The sequence below is a fragment of the Bordetella tumulicola genome, assembly GCF_054779135.1.
Window position 1 is genome coordinate 1,005,998 of the sequence record NZ_BAAGYU010000007.1, and the last position, 13,974, is coordinate 1,019,971.

A 13,974-nucleotide genomic window follows, 5' to 3' on the forward strand; every position below is an offset into this window, starting at 1 on the left:
TGTCAGTCAATTTCCAAAATTCGTCATTCACTTGCATGTTAGGTAAGTTTTACCGCATTTGAGGGCTGCCAGTCGCGTAGCGACGGGCGTATCGGCGCTTGCCCCGCAATGCAGTCTAGAATGATTTACCCTCGAGCGTCCTTTTACAGAGTCTCACGTATGGCTTACACCGCGAATCCAACCGAACTTTCCGACTTGCACGCGTTTGATGAAGATCTGCGCGCGATCCGTCATCATATTCACCAGCATCCGGAGCTTGCCTTTAACGAGCAAGCAACGGCGTCGTTCGTGGCAGACAAGCTAAAGGACTGGGGATACGAGGTCACTACCGGGATCGGGCAGACCGGCGTGGTGGGCTCGTTGCGGGTGGGCGCTGGCCGGCGCAGCATTGGTATTCGTGCCGACATGGATGCGTTACCCATCCTGGAGGAAACCGGTCTCGACTACGCGAGCCAACATCAGGGCGTGATGCACGCCTGCGGTCATGATGGCCACACAACGATGTTGTTGGGTGCGGCCAGGCATTTGGCGCAGACCCGCCGCTTTGACGGCACCCTACATCTCATTTTCCAACCCGCAGAAGAGCGAGGATTTGATAGCGGCGCGACAGCCATGTTGGACGACGGCTTGTTCGAGAAATTTCCTTGCGACTATGTCTTTGCCATTCACAATCACCCTGGCATGCCCCTGGGCCAGATGCTGTTTCGCGAAGGGCCGTTCATGGCTGCGGGCGACCGAGTGTTCATTAAAGTGAAAGGCGTGGGCGGGCATGCGGCCAGGCCTCATCAGGCTGCCGACCCGCTGGTCGCCGCGGCGCACATCGTCGTAGCACTGCAGACCGTGGTGTCCCGGAATGTCGATCCTGACGAGGCCGCTGTCGTTACCGTCGGTCGGTTGCTGGCGGGGCAGGCGCTCAATGTCATCCCGGACTCTGCCGAGATCGGTATTAGCGTGCGGTCATTCAGCACAGAAGTCCGCGTGCTGCTAAAGAAACGCATTAATGAAATCGTCGAATCGACGGCGGCAGCCCATGGCGTCAGCGCCGACATCGATTACGTCGAAGGCTATCCCGTGTTGGTCAACGACGCGGCAGCAAATGAACTAGCCATCTCGGTCGCGCGCGAACTGCTGCCGGCCGATCAAGTCGTAGCTGAAACCAAGCGATTGATGGGCAGCGAGGATTTCGCCTACATGCTGCAGCGTTGCCCCGGCGCGCTCGTGCGTCTGGGCAACGGTCCCGCCACTGACGGTCGCGGGCTGCATAACCCCAAATACGATTTCAATGACAACAATCTGGTCATCGGGGCCGCCTATTGGAGCCGTTTGGTGGAAACCTATTTGGCGTGTTCAGAGAAAGCGTAGATCGTCGTGCGTCAATGGCGTCCGGCTTACCGACGGTACGCAACGAACTTCAGCCAGGGCGCCGCGTGAAATACGCTCATGAGCAAATACATCAGACCCATGCCGCTAATAGGCGAGGCATCGCCGCCACCCAGACACGTCATCGGCTGCGCCTCGCCGCCCAGCGCAAACGTCAACCCCGCCATGAGCGCAAAGATCGGGGCGGCGGCCAGGTGTAACCAACGGACCGCTCCCAGCGCAGCCTCGCGCACGCCCTTTGCACGGCGCGCGTTCGTCCATTCGTCTTGGCTGATCCCGCTCATTGTTTCGCTTCAGTGGCGAGGTCGGCGTGGCAACACGCCGATTTGACGGTATCGAGCAACTCCGCGACCGTACCATTGGACGGGGTCGTTTTCGCCGACTCCATTTGATAGCGATCATGATGCCGCACCCACTCCATTTTGTTCTCGACCCCCTCTCGTTCATCGCGTCCCTTGGGTGTGATGTCCAGCAGGTTATACGTGCCCATCATGATCTCCACGCCGCGGGTATAGCAGGAGTACGTATGGAAAACTTCGCCTGTGTCGCTTTTTAGAAAGGCACTGATTCCCGGCCATTCCTCGGACGCATAGGGCCAATCGCCATAGTTGTACTGCAGCGTTCCTCGTGCGACGTCTTCCGGCGAAAAACTCACGCCGAAATCGTAATTAAACGGGCTGCCATGGGATGACACCCAGTTAAATTTCCATCCCATGCGTTCACGAAAACGTTCGATATCCGCCAGCGGCGCACGCGAAATCGCGACAAATGTCACATCACGCTGCGCCAGATGCGCCGTCATCCCGTCACTATGGTCGGCCATATAGGAACAACTCCGGCAGCCTTGCTCCCACCCGGGCGCGAACATAAAGTGTTGGACAATCAGCTGATGGCGGCCGTCAAATAACTCTATCAGCCGGCGGGGGCCTTTACTGGTATTGAAAACATAGTCCTTCTCGACACGGACCCAGGGCAGGGTACGCCGTTCGGCCGCGAGCTGATCGCGTAGACGCGTCAGTTCTTTTTCGTGCGCCAGCAAGGCTTTACGTTCGGCAATCCATTCCTCTCGGGAAACAATGCGATGGTCGCCGGCATTGATTTTGGCGCTTTCGACCTGATTGGCTGTGATCTCATTCATGGTTTGATTCCTCGTTCGCTTATTGACAAACTGCGCTGCATCATCGACCGTCAGGGCAGGGCTGGATACCATATTCGCACCAGGCCTTGACACCATGGGAGTGACAAATGTGACGGGAATCCAATGGACGCGTTGATCCGGGCGGCGGCGCAAGCCCTAGCCAAAGGCGATGTCCTTGATGCGCTCAAGCACGTCGCACTGCGTGACGAACCGGCAGCCCTGGCGCTACGCGGCATCGCCATGGCGCAACTGGGCGAGCTCAGCCGCGCCAAGGTGTTGCTCAAGCGCGCCGCGACGGCATTTGGTCAGACCGACGAGGTCGCCCGCGCGCGTTGCGTTGTCGCCGAGGCCGAGATCGCGTTGGTCTCGCGCGACCTGAACTGGCCCGCCCAGACGCTAGACGCCGCGTGCGCGACGCTCGAAATGCATGGCGACCTCATGAACGCCGCTCATGCGCGCAATCTCGCTGCCCGTCGCCTGTTGTTGATCGGCCGGGTGGACGAGGCGGCGCAGGCGCTTTCCGGCGTGGATCCCACCCGGCTTGCGCCTGCGTTGCGCGCCGCAGTCGAGTTGACGATGGCGGGCATCGCCATCCGTCGCCTGGACACGGCCGCCGCGCGTTCGGCGTTTGCCCATGCAACCGAAGCCGCCCGGCGGGCGGATATCCCCGCACTGACAGCAGAGGTTGAGAGCGCGACCGGCATTCTGGACCAGCCCGCCGCACGCGCGATCACTTGCGGCGCGGAGCGTGTCGTTTTACTCGACGAAGTCGAATCACTCCTGACATCAGGGGCGCTCGTCATCGATGCATGCCGCGGCCTCGTACGCGGCGATGACACGACAGTTCGGCTGGCCAAACGTCCAGTCTTGTTCACCCTGGTGCGCTGTCTAGGCGAAGCATCCCCGAGCGACGTACCCAGAGAAACCCTAATGCTGCGGGCATTTCGGGCAAAACACAGCGATGAATCACACCGCGCGCGATTGCGCGTGGAAATAGGGCGCTTGCGCGTGGCGCTAGGTGATGTAGCCAAAGTACGCGCGACCAAACGAGGCTTTGTTCTGGCGCCTCGCGACGGACAAGCCGTGGTGGTCTTGGCACCGCTCGTCGACGAGCGAAACGTCGCCATTTTGGCGCTACTCGCCGACGGCGAGGCGTGGTCGAGCTCGGCCCTGGCGATCGCGCTTGGTATGAGCGCGCGCACCGTACAGCGGGCGCTTGAACCGCTACGCGCCGAGGGCAAAGTCCAAGCCTACGGAGACGGCCGAGCGCGCCGCTGGACGGTTGCCTCCGTGCCAGGATTCCCGACAGCCTTGTTACTCCCCGATTTGTTACACGATGGGTAGACTATGTTGGTCAGAATCTAATCAACCAGCGCGGCTCATGGGGCAGCTGTTACCTGAGCGGGCGGAATCCGGAGCCACAGATGAAACATTCCAACGCAGAAATTATCCGCGAATACGGTCCCTTCGAGGGCGCAGGCGAAGTCCATGGGGTCACCTACGACGGGCAACATGTCTGGTTCGCCTCGGGAGACAAACTCAATGCGTTCGATCCCGACACGGGCACGATGCTGCGTCAGGTCGATGTCAAAGGAGACGCGGGGACGGCATTCGATGGCAAGCATCTCTTTCAGATCACCGGCGACCAGATTCACAAAATCGACGTAGCGACCGGTGATGTGCTCGCCACGATTCCATCACCGGGGGGCAGGGGCAACAATTCGGGGTTAGCCTGGGCCGAAGGCACGCTCTGGGTCGGCCAATATCGCGATCGGAAAATTTATCAGATTGATCCGGACACGGGAAAAATCCTGCGAACCATTGAATCCAGGCGTGTCGTCACCGGGGTAACGTGGGTTCACGGCCAGCTCTGGCACGGAACGTGGGAAGGCGAAGAAAGTGACCTGAGACGCATCGATCCGGAAACAGGCGAGACTCTCGAAACGATAGAGATGCCGGTTGGCACAGGTGTGTCCGGCCTGGAGACCGACGGACATGGCCAGTTGTTTTGCGGTGGCGGCGCTAGCGGTAAATTGCGTGTGGTGCGTTTGCGTGAGTAGCCAGCATCCCGAGTCACCCAGATAGACGCTAAGCAAGCTTTGTCGCTGCTATTGAGAGCCAAAGCATTGCTTGGCCGATTTCGCGGGCCGATACAAACTATACGAAGTTTGATGCAGTGCATTATGGGCCGTCGATCCTACGCTGCAAGGCAGATTCAACCTTGCGGCAACCACGCATGGATATAAGCGTTCACTGCATCTTTCGTTGAAAAGTGATGATGCCGATAGTAGAGGATTCGTTTTAACAGGCTCGCGAATTCTCTTTATGGCAACGCGTTCGGATTATGACAGCGCTTGGAAAGACGCATTGGCCGTGTACTTTCCCGAGTTTTTGCAAATGTTGCGCCCCCAGACGCACGCACGGATTGATTGGACACATCCACCGAAATTTCTAGACAAAGAGCTGCAGGCGTTGATCCGTAGCTCGGCACGAGGGCGATTGCTCGTTGACAAGCTGGTAGCGGTTCGGCTACAGGATGGCCAGGATGCGTTGCTGCTGATTCACGTCGAGATTCAGACGAAATGCGACCCTGATTTTGCGATGCGTATGCTGGATTATCACGTACGGCTGAAAGCGAATTATCCTGGCAGTCGATTGCTGGATCTAGCAGTACTGACGGGACGTAGCCGTCGCGGCCTGGATTACGGCTGTTTAGGCGCTGATTTGATGTCCTATACATACGAAGAAGAGGATTGCGGGCTGACTTTCAAGTTTCCCGTGATGCATTTGGAATGGTGGCGTCCGCGTATAGTTGAACTGAGTGGCTTGGCGTCGAGTAACCCGTTTGCCGTGGTGGTAATGGCGCAGTTGGAGGCGACCAGTAGAACGCATCCCGAGGAACGATTGGCCCGCAAAGTCGAGTTGGTCAGGCATTTTGAGCAATGGGGAATCAAGCGCGATAATAGACGAATGCTATTTCGAGTAATCGACGCGATGATGTCTTTACCCCAGCATTTAGAGCGGGCATTTGCGACCGCTCTAAAGAAAATTGAACAGGAACATGAAATGACTTATGTGACTAGCGTCGAACGCGTGGAGCTGCGGCGCGCGAAAGACAAAGGACGAAAGAAGGGGCGAGAGGAGGGCAGAGAGGAGGGCAGAGAGGAGGGCCAACTCAGAGGCATTGCTAAATCCTTGACAGAATTGACAGTACTCAAGTTCGGCGTGCTTCCTGATTGGGCAAAGGCGCGTATGGAGCAGGCAGACGAGGCCACGTTGAATCAATGGCTATTACGCATCCTGGATGCCAAGCGTGTCGAAGACGTGTTTGTTTGATCCGGGAAGAGGCTGCGCTATAGTCACTCACATGCTGGCTGGTGGCGATCATCGCCAGCTGATGGATAGTGAAGCGCAACGTCAAAGGTGTCGTCATGTCCCACCGCATCATCGCAGCCAGCACTCTGTGCGCGGCCGCCTCTGTCTTCATTGCCATGCCCCAGGCCGTCGCCCACCACGGCTGGTCATGGGCCGACGCCGAGCAAATCAAGCTTGAGGGCACGATTAAGCAAGTGCAGGTCGCGCCGCCGCACCCTTGGCTGGATGTCGAAACGCAGGACGGTCTGTGGCGGGTAGAGCTGGGCAATCCCAACCAGACCAGCCGTGCCGGATTTGATGAGTCTTCCGCCAAACCGGGCGATACGATTACCGCGACAGGTAACCGCGCCCAGGACCATGCGGAAAAACGCATGAAAGCCGTGCAAATCACCGTAGGTGACAAAACCTACGATATCTATCCGGACCGCATTAAAAAATAATGCTCGACTGGATTGCTGGCTGGCCTCTGGCCGGTTTGCTGCGGCATTCCGGCACCGCCTATTTGCTGGTCAACGCAGGACACATCGCGTCAATTGGTCTGCTTTTTGGTGCTATCACGGCGCTGGATTTGCGCTTGCTGGGAGCCGCACGCGCCTTGCCGCTGGCGGCGGCAGGGCCATATCTGTCGCGCCTGGCGGCTGTGGGACTCATACTGGCGCTGCTAACGGGGGCGTGCCTGTTCGCCGTGAACCCTCAGGACTACCTGGATAACCCTGCGTTTCTCACCAAACTGGGATTGCTGGCCTTAGGCGTTGTTAATGTCCTGTGGCTGCACTGTCGGGGCCAGTGGAACAGAGCCTTGCAAGGCGAGTCGACACCAACAAGAATCAAGCTGCACGCGGCGATGTCGCTGCTTCTCTGGCTGGGCGCCATCGTGGCGGGACGTTGGATCGGTTTTTTATAGTGCCCCTGGGTCGTGCGCCTTTCTGTCTGGCTTCCGGCATCGAAAGTGACCTATACGAATCCCGCCGCCGAGGCTCTGTCCTCTGCTGACCGGGCGCTGGCACTGCGGGTTATTCCCGTGCAATGCGCTCGTCTTGTAGACGTGTTCCAATCGACACGTTTAACTTTCATTTGCCTGAATATCCCGACCATGACTGCACCTTTTCTGCTCGCTGACTGCAAAGCCATTGCTTTCGACCTGGACGGCACGTTGCTCGATACGATGCAAGACATTCGCGCATCCGTCAGTGTGGCGCTACGCGATTGTGGCTACGGCGAATTGCCCGAGGACTATCGCATGCCCAATCTGCATGGGGCATTTCCCGCCGTGCTGGTGGCCGTCATGCAGGACCGGAACGTACCGTTGTCCGTGTTGGATGCGGTGATAAAGGCCTATGCGAAGCATTATGCGCACTTGGCTCACCGCAATTCGCAACCGTATCCTGGTGTGGTGGACTTCCTAGAGGATTGCCAATCCCGGGGGGTGAAACTGGCCGTTTGCACCAATAAATTGCACGCCTCGGCGCTAAAGGCACTGGAGCAAAAAGGCCTGATGCCGTATTTTTCGGTTGTGTTGGGCAGTGATTCGGTCAGCCGGCCCAAGCCTGACGCCGAGCCATTACTGAAGGCCTTTGAGGCGATGGGCGTGGCCCCCGCGCAGGGCGCGTACGTCGGCGACACGCACGTGGATGCGATCAGCGCCCACAACGCCGGCGTGCCGTTCGTGTGGTTCCGGGCAGGTTATGGTGGCGAGTTGGTGCACGAGCATCCTCAGGCCTTGGCGTTTGATGATTATGCCGAGTTGCTAACCGTGCACGACGCAACGTTCAGTTCTTGATACCGGGCCATGACGACGCATTAGCGGATCATTTCATATGGCCACAGGGGGGCAGCCTGATACTTTAAATAACCGCATAATGTGTATTATGTAAAGTAATGGATTGACGTTCACCAGCCTTGCCAACCTGACCGGTTCTGTTGGGCACCCTGCGTCGCTGGCATGGCCAGGATTCAGCCCGCCCGCTCCGCGGGACTATGGGGGCACTAAAAATGCACTAATCGCCCCAGCGATTCACCCAATTGAGCGGCGCCTGCCCAGAGAATACGCGCGCGATTTCCTCGCTGGCTTTGCGTCGCAGGTCCTCAACGGATTGCTCCGAATACCAACCGGTGTGGTCGCTGACGACGACATTATCGAGAGAAAAGAACGGATTGTCAGTGCCTGGAGGTTCATGTTCAAAAACGTCCAGGCCGGCACCGAAAATCCGGTTGTCATGCAACGCGCTTGCCAATGCCACGCTATCAACGAGGCCGCCGCGAGACGTATTGATGAGAATGGCGGTCGGCTTCATACGGGAAACAAACTCAGCGTCCACGATGCGGTGCGTATCGGGCGTAAGCGGCGCATGCACCGACACGACGTCTGACTCGGCCGCTAGACGCGTCAGGTCAACCTGCTCGGCACCCTCTGGGATTGCCTGCAAATACGGATCGAAAATCAAGCATCGCCCGTAACCGAGACCTTGGGCCTTGCGATGCAAGGCGCGGGCAATGCGGCCGTAGCCGATCAATCCCAGGGTTCCACCGCGCATGCGATACATCGGCTCTGTGCGCGCTACGTTCCAGGCCCCCTGCCGCACGGCGTTGTCGCGCGTCACGATGCGACGCGCGACGGCGAAAAGCAACGCCAGCGCATGGTCGCTAACCTCTTCTACCCCGTAATCTGGCACGTTGGCCACATAGACGCCACAAGCTGCGGCATGAACGCGATCGATATTGTCTACCCCCACGCCGTAGCGCACGATGGCACGACAATTCGGCATGGCGTCTATCGCGACGGCGTCGACGGGGCTTTCGCGCACTAAGACCGCATCCGCGTTCACCACCGCCCGACGAACGACGTCGGCAGAACCTCTACAGGGCATCTCGATAACCTGTGCGCCAAACGACGCCAGCGTACGTGCTTCGACATCGGTCCCACCATATCCTTCGTCCAGGATGACAACGCGCGGGGACGTCGATAGAGGCTGCTTCGCGACGGTATTCATGACACGCATCAACTATTGCCCTTTCGCTTCTTTAACCGCCTGTAGCAGTCCGTCGACCCATTTTTCGCCCGCGGACTTTTTGAGTTGCGATACGACAGTGGGCTGAGCAGCCGAGCGGAATTGTTCTATTTCTGCAGCAGTGGGGACATAAACTTCCATGCCAACGCCTGTGAGCACCTTTTGTGCAGAGAGGTCCTGTGCACGCGTCATATCCCGGTGTATGTCGCGAGCTGGGATCACGCAATCGTCAATTGCCTTTTTCTCGGTGTCGGTCAGCGACTGGTAAAAAGTGTCGCTGACCAGATAGGCATGCAGGCTATATACGTGTCCGTCCAGGGTCGCATATTTCTGGCTCTGATAAAGGCTGCCCGCCATGATGTTGGTGACGCTGTTTTCCTGCCCATCTACCGTACCCTGTGAAAGCGCGGCCGGTAGTTCGCCCCAATCTATCGCAGAGGCGCTCCCCCCTAATGCCTCTATCATGGTCAAAAAGACAGGTGCCGGCTGTACGCGGATTTTTAATCCCTTGAGGTCTGCGGGGGTCTTGATCGGGTGCTTGCTGTTGGTGAAATGGCGGATGCCATTGTCTGCATAGGCCAGTAACCGTATCCCGGTTTGTTTCAGCATCTCATCGGCGAAATCCTTTCCAAATTTGCCGTCCAGCACTTTGTAGGCGGTCGCATGGTCGGGAAACAAATACGGTATCGCAAAGACATCGAACGGACGATAAACGCTCGATATGCCCCCGTCGTGCGAGACGACCATTTCGACAGTGCCGAATTTCAGTCCCTCTAACGCGTTGGTCGCGCTGCCTAACTGCCCTGCCGGAAAGATTTGTACCGTGACGGAGCCACTGGTGGCTTGCTCCATACACGCCTTGAACTTCAGCGCGGCCGCATGCATGGGTTGGTCTTCGCGAGCGGGCTGGAAATGCGCGTACTTCATTACCTTTGGGGCGGCCATCGCCGGCGCGCTGCCTAGCGAGAGAACGGTCGACGCAGCCAGTAGAAACTTTCCGAACATATGTCTCTTCTCCATTTTTTGTCCTTCATTTGTGCGCGAAGTCAGTGGGTGTATCCGGCAAGATTAGGCAACCAAGTGCTCAGCCCTGGGAATAGAACAATTAATGCGAAAACGATCAGCTCCACGATCAACATGGGCATGATGGCGCGCGCCAGTGTGAACAATGGCAGCTTCGTAATGACCGAGACGACGAACAGCACGCCCCCTACTGGCGGCGTGATCATCCCTATCGTTAGATTCAGAATGACGACCATGGCGAAATGCAGTGGATCGATGCCAGCGGCCTGGGCGACGGGCGCCAAGATCGGTACCAGAATAATGACTGCGGGTAGCGTATCGAGGAACAAGCCGCAGGCGAGCAAGAACAATGACACTGCGATCAGCAAACCCAAAGGTGGCAGGCCCAAGCCCACAATCGCCTGGCTCACCGACTGTGGAATCTGCAGCACGGTCAGCATGTAGGCAAACACGGTCGCCATCGAGATGACAAGCAAGACAACCGAGGACATCAACGCCGTTGTCACGAGGATCCGTGGAATCTGTTTCACTGTTAGCGTGCCGATAATGAAGCGCCCCACGATGAACGCATACACAGCAGCCACGGCGGCGGCCTCGGTAGGGGTAAACAGGCCGCCATGGATGCCGCCGAGAATAATGATCGGCATCAGCGCGGCTGGGAGTACTTTCCATGATGACAACAGAAAGATTCCCCACGAGGGACGCGGCAGCGGGAAGGTGAAGTTTTCGCGCTTGGCGATCCACCAATTCAGAATGAGCAACGACGCGCCGAGCATTATCCCCGGCACGATGCCGGCCATGAACAAGCCCATGACGCTGACGCTGTTATCCGTCAACGCATAAATCACCATGATGATAGATGGTGGAATGATGGGTGCGATGATGGCGCCAGCCGCGGTCAACCCGGCTGCGTAGCTCAGTGGATAGCCTGCTTGTCGCATCATCCGAATCACGACGGACCCGGGGCCGGCAGCGTCGGCCAGCGCCGACCCGCTGAGACCCGCCATGAAAATCGCCATGCCGACGTTGGCGTAGCCTAGCCCGCCACGTACGTTACCAATCAATTGGCAGGCGAACTTGACCAGCAGATCGGTCAGGCGCCCGCCTGTCATCAATTCCGCAGCCAAGATAAAAAACGGAATGGCCATCATGGGAAAGCTGTCCAGACCGCTGAACAGTCGCTGTGCAACCAACATGGGAGACGTCGTGCCGCCCCATAGCAGGGCGGCGAGCCCTGCCCCACCCATCGACATGGCCACCGGCACGCCGGCCACGAGCGTGGCAGCAAAGACCAATACCAGTATTGCAGTCATGGCCGACCACCTTCTGGCGCGGTCATCAGCGGCACGGGGCCGTCTACCGTCTCGTCTGGGGTCTCCGAATCAAACTGACGGGTGACGTAGCGGCGAAATCCGAACAACAGGTGCACGGTCGACAGCACACAGCCCACCGGCACAGCGAGATAAACCAGGCCCAGTGGCAGACTCATGACGGCTGAGGATTGCATCATGGTCCTGCTTGAGTACGCGAATCCGTACCAGGCGATGGTCAACAGAAACGCCAAAATGGCCATTGCTACGGCAACCCGTAGCGCGTGCATTGCGCGCTTGGGCAGTGCGTCCTGCAAGAGCTCGACCGCGACATGAGAGCCGTTGCGTAACGCTAAGCCGGCTCCCAGATACACGCACCAGATCATCATGTAGCGAGTGAGCTCTTCGACCCAGGACAGCGAAGAGCCGCCCAAGTAACGTAGCACCACGTTGGCAAACACCAGCAGAGTCATCCCTAGCACTAGCGTGCCAAGGATGAATTTATTCAGCCAGATTAAAGCGCTATCGATTCGCGCAAGCATGCAAGTGTCTCCTCCAGACGGACCTTATCGTCGGGACGACCACTATGCAGTGCCAAACCAGGCATTGCGCCGATAGCCGCCTATACCGTCTTGATTTTTTAATGTTTTCCCTTACGGGAAATGTCTTCCTCTCCTGATGCCAAACTGCTACCTTAGGCATCAATGAGATTAGAATAGCATTTTGGCCGGCGTTGTAAAGGGTGTGCGATGGGATCAACGGAGCATTCGTCGTCGAGGATGAAAACAACTATGCAGAACGCAAAAGGCGTCAACCGTATCGCGCGTCCCAAGCTGCTCGTCGATGAAGTCATACGTGCGATTCGCGGGATGATCGTCGAGGGGCGCGTGCTACCGGGCGAACGGCTGTCGGAAAATGCCCTGGCCAATGAACTAGGGGTTTCCACTACCCCCGTGCGAGAAGCGATTGCCTTGCTCAGAAAGGAAGGCCTGGTCACGGTTCAACCCCAGTCGGGGACTTACGTTTTTGAGCTGCAACCAGGAGAGTTGGAGCAGCTTTGTGAACTACGTTTCGCGTTGGAGCCGGCTGCGATTCAATTGGCGTTGGACGATCCGCAATCGGGATTGGCAGCCAGCCTGGCCACTATCGTGAAAAAGATGGAGACGGCCCATTCGGAGAATCGCGTGCAGGACTATCTGGCGCTCGACACAGAGTTCCACGAGACGATTATCGCGGCGGCAAACAATCCCTATATCACCAGCGCCTATGCACTCATTAGTGCCAAGATGGCCGCATTGCGCAATCGTTTGGGGCGAGATCCCCATCACATGAAAAAATCGAAACGCGAACACATCGAGATCGCCAATGCCATTCGGGAACGTGATCTGAGTAAAGCGACACGCGTGCTGGTGAGTCATATCGCCCGCAAGGAAGGCTCGTATTGGGAGCATCTAGATCCCGATAATCCGCAGCGGCTATTGAACTTTACCGATACTCGGTAATGTCATAAAGAGTTCGATGACACCGGGCGGATGAAGCCGTCCCCGTACTATGACCGGATCGTCGAGGTCGTGGAGGAATTGATGAAGTTCACCTTGCTCACACGCAATATCGAGCCGTATTTGTTGGACCGTTATAGCGAGCGTAACGGAACCCCCAATGAGCTCTCAAAGCGACTGAATCAACAATCCATCTGAGCACTCGATTTATAGCGATACGGCAACGCACGCAGTTGATCGACAATGGGTCAACGATGCTGATCGCGGATTCGGCATCAGGCCACGAGATGCCGACCAAAGAATGTCAACGTGCGGTCCCAAGCCTGCTGTGCCCATATCGGATCGTATTGCGTGGTCGGCAAACGATTTGGCCCGGTCGCGTCCTCGTTGGCAAATCCATGCAGCGCGAGGTACCGATAGAACTTGAATGCCGTACCTGCATCAACGAGACGCTTTTCTAATTCATCGACAACGTTGATGTCAAAATGCGGATCCTGCGTCGCCCAGTGGCCTTGCAGCGGCGTCGCGATGTTCGCCACGTCGAGGTAGTCCAGAGGCGGAAACCCATAGAACGTGACGGCGGCGTCCAGATCCGGGTTGTTTGCCGCGGTCAGCAGCGTCAGCGCTCCGCCCATGCAGAATCCGACGCAGCCAACCTTCGCCGAGCGTGACTTCAAGAATTGAATGGCTCCACGGATGTCCTCGTTGGATGCGTCAGCGAAATCGAGTCCGTTCATGAGGTGGCTCGCCTCTTCTTGTTCGACAGTCGACTGTCCCCGGTAAAGGTCCGGCACCAGGACAAGGTAGCCCGCTTGCGCAAGACGATCCGCGACACCACGGATTTGCCCGTTCAGCCCCCACCATTCCTGGATCACGACGATTGCGGCCGTACTTGGCCCTGCGGCGGGTTCGGCCAGGTAGCCCTGAAGCGTTTGCCCGTCTGGACGTTTGAATTCGATCATAGTTCCCATCAATGACTCCTCTTGAGAAATTCGATGTCGGCTCACCCCAAACGGATACGCATAACAGCGGCACTGCGCGTATGACAAGCCAGTGCCCAGGGGGCCAACCACAGCATAATCAGTATCCCATCATATCGTGCGCGAGATGCCCAGGCGCGACGCGGTCTCCTGGTGCGGCAGCCCTTCTTGCACCTGGCACATCAGGAACGCTTGACGGCAATCCGCGTGACGTTCAAGCATAGGAAACCATGTCAATCCGCACGCCTTCCCACAACGATA

General features: G+C 57.7%; 15 protein-coding genes and 1 pseudogene. 9 read left to right on the forward strand and 7 right to left on the reverse strand.

Annotation, left to right across the window (positions count from 1 at the left end; genetic code table 11):
- The first annotated feature begins 159 nt into the window (after positions 1–159).
- Complete coding sequence (locus ACYVDM_RS13010; RefSeq protein ID WP_415785145.1) at positions 160–1,362, forward strand: M20 aminoacylase family protein; 1,203 nt, start codon at positions 160–162, stop codon at positions 1,360–1,362.
- A 26-nt stretch (positions 1,363–1,388) separates the two neighbouring features.
- On the opposite strand, the gene ACYVDM_RS13015 is transcribed toward ACYVDM_RS13010, so the two are convergent.
- Together ACYVDM_RS13015 and ACYVDM_RS13020 are read right to left on the reverse strand one after the other, a co-directional pair.
- The gene (locus ACYVDM_RS13015; protein ID WP_415785143.1) at positions 1,389–1,664 is read right to left on the reverse strand and encodes a hypothetical protein; all 276 of its coding nucleotides are present in this window, start codon (positions 1,662–1,664) and stop codon (positions 1,389–1,391) included.
- Positions 1,661–2,518, reverse strand: a complete 858-nt coding sequence (locus ACYVDM_RS13020; protein ID WP_415785141.1) for a DUF899 domain-containing protein — start codon at positions 2,516–2,518, stop codon at positions 1,661–1,663. Before ACYVDM_RS13020 ends, ACYVDM_RS13015 begins: the two co-directional genes overlap by 4 nt.
- Before the next feature lie 123 nt (positions 2,519–2,641).
- Between ACYVDM_RS13020 and ACYVDM_RS13025 the strand changes: the two genes are divergently transcribed.
- From ACYVDM_RS13025 to ACYVDM_RS13050, 6 genes are all read left to right on the forward strand, one after another.
- Positions 2,642–3,862: a helix-turn-helix domain-containing protein gene (locus tag ACYVDM_RS13025; protein ID WP_415785139.1), complete on the forward strand. Its 1,221-nt coding sequence runs from the start codon at positions 2,642–2,644 to the stop codon at positions 3,860–3,862.
- Positions 3,863–3,942: 80 nt separating this feature from the next.
- Positions 3,943–4,578, forward strand: coding sequence for a Vgb family protein (locus ACYVDM_RS13030; protein WP_415785137.1), 636 nt, complete (start codon positions 3,943–3,945; stop codon positions 4,576–4,578).
- A 205-nt stretch (positions 4,579–4,783) separates the two neighbouring features.
- Positions 4,784–5,854 (forward strand): RpnC/YadD family protein, encoded by a 1,071-nt coding sequence (locus ACYVDM_RS13035; protein ID WP_415785135.1) that lies wholly within the window; start codon positions 4,784–4,786, stop codon positions 5,852–5,854.
- Positions 5,855–5,949: 95 nt separating this feature from the next.
- Complete coding sequence (locus tag ACYVDM_RS13040; RefSeq protein WP_415785133.1) at positions 5,950–6,333, forward strand: DUF6152 family protein; 384 nt, start codon at positions 5,950–5,952, stop codon at positions 6,331–6,333.
- Complete coding sequence (locus ACYVDM_RS13045; protein ID WP_415785131.1) at positions 6,333–6,797, forward strand: DUF6644 family protein; 465 nt, start codon at positions 6,333–6,335, stop codon at positions 6,795–6,797. Before ACYVDM_RS13040 ends, ACYVDM_RS13045 begins: the two co-directional genes overlap by 1 nt.
- A gap of 189 nt (positions 6,798–6,986) precedes the next feature.
- Complete coding sequence (locus ACYVDM_RS13050) at positions 6,987–7,673, forward strand: HAD family hydrolase (protein WP_415785129.1); 687 nt, start codon at positions 6,987–6,989, stop codon at positions 7,671–7,673.
- Positions 7,674–7,890: 217 nt separating this feature from the next.
- Here ACYVDM_RS13050 and ACYVDM_RS13055 read toward each other — a convergent pair whose 3' ends face one another.
- Genes ACYVDM_RS13055 through ACYVDM_RS13070 form a run of 4 tightly spaced genes read right to left on the reverse strand, consistent with a single transcriptional unit; the run spans position 7,891 to position 11,776 of the window.
- Complete coding sequence (locus ACYVDM_RS13055; protein ID WP_415785127.1) at positions 7,891–8,883, reverse strand: C-terminal binding protein; 993 nt, start codon at positions 8,881–8,883, stop codon at positions 7,891–7,893.
- Positions 8,884–8,895: 12 nt separating this feature from the next.
- On the reverse strand, positions 8,896–9,921 hold the full coding sequence (locus tag ACYVDM_RS13060; RefSeq protein ID WP_460475397.1) for a type 2 periplasmic-binding domain-containing protein: 1,026 nt from the start codon (positions 9,919–9,921) through the stop codon (positions 8,896–8,898).
- 26 nt (positions 9,922–9,947) lie between these two features.
- Positions 9,948–11,237: a TRAP transporter large permease gene (locus tag ACYVDM_RS13065; protein ID WP_415785125.1), complete on the reverse strand. Its 1,290-nt coding sequence runs from the start codon at positions 11,235–11,237 to the stop codon at positions 9,948–9,950.
- The gene (locus ACYVDM_RS13070; protein WP_415785123.1) at positions 11,234–11,776 is read right to left on the reverse strand and encodes a TRAP transporter small permease; all 543 of its coding nucleotides are present in this window, start codon (positions 11,774–11,776) and stop codon (positions 11,234–11,236) included. The genes ACYVDM_RS13065 and ACYVDM_RS13070 overlap by 4 nt, the downstream gene beginning before the upstream one ends.
- Positions 11,777–12,025: 249 nt before the next feature.
- Here ACYVDM_RS13070 and ACYVDM_RS13075 point away from each other — a divergent pair, with 249 nt between their 5' ends.
- Together ACYVDM_RS13075 and ACYVDM_RS13080 are read left to right on the forward strand one after the other, a co-directional pair.
- Positions 12,026–12,736 carry a GntR family transcriptional regulator gene (locus ACYVDM_RS13075; RefSeq protein ID WP_415785121.1) on the forward strand — a complete coding sequence of 237 codons (711 nt, stop codon included), beginning with the start codon at positions 12,026–12,028 and terminating at the stop codon, positions 12,734–12,736.
- 9 nt (positions 12,737–12,745) lie between these two features.
- Positions 12,746–12,931: pseudogene (locus tag ACYVDM_RS13080) on the forward strand (arsenical resistance protein ArsH); the annotation flags it as partial.
- Positions 12,932–13,008: 77 nt separating this feature from the next.
- Here the strand turns inward: ACYVDM_RS13080 and ACYVDM_RS13085 are convergent.
- The gene (locus ACYVDM_RS13085; RefSeq protein WP_415786989.1) at positions 13,009–13,695 is read right to left on the reverse strand and encodes a dienelactone hydrolase family protein; all 687 of its coding nucleotides are present in this window, start codon (positions 13,693–13,695) and stop codon (positions 13,009–13,011) included.
- Positions 13,696–13,974: the final 279 nt, after the last annotated feature.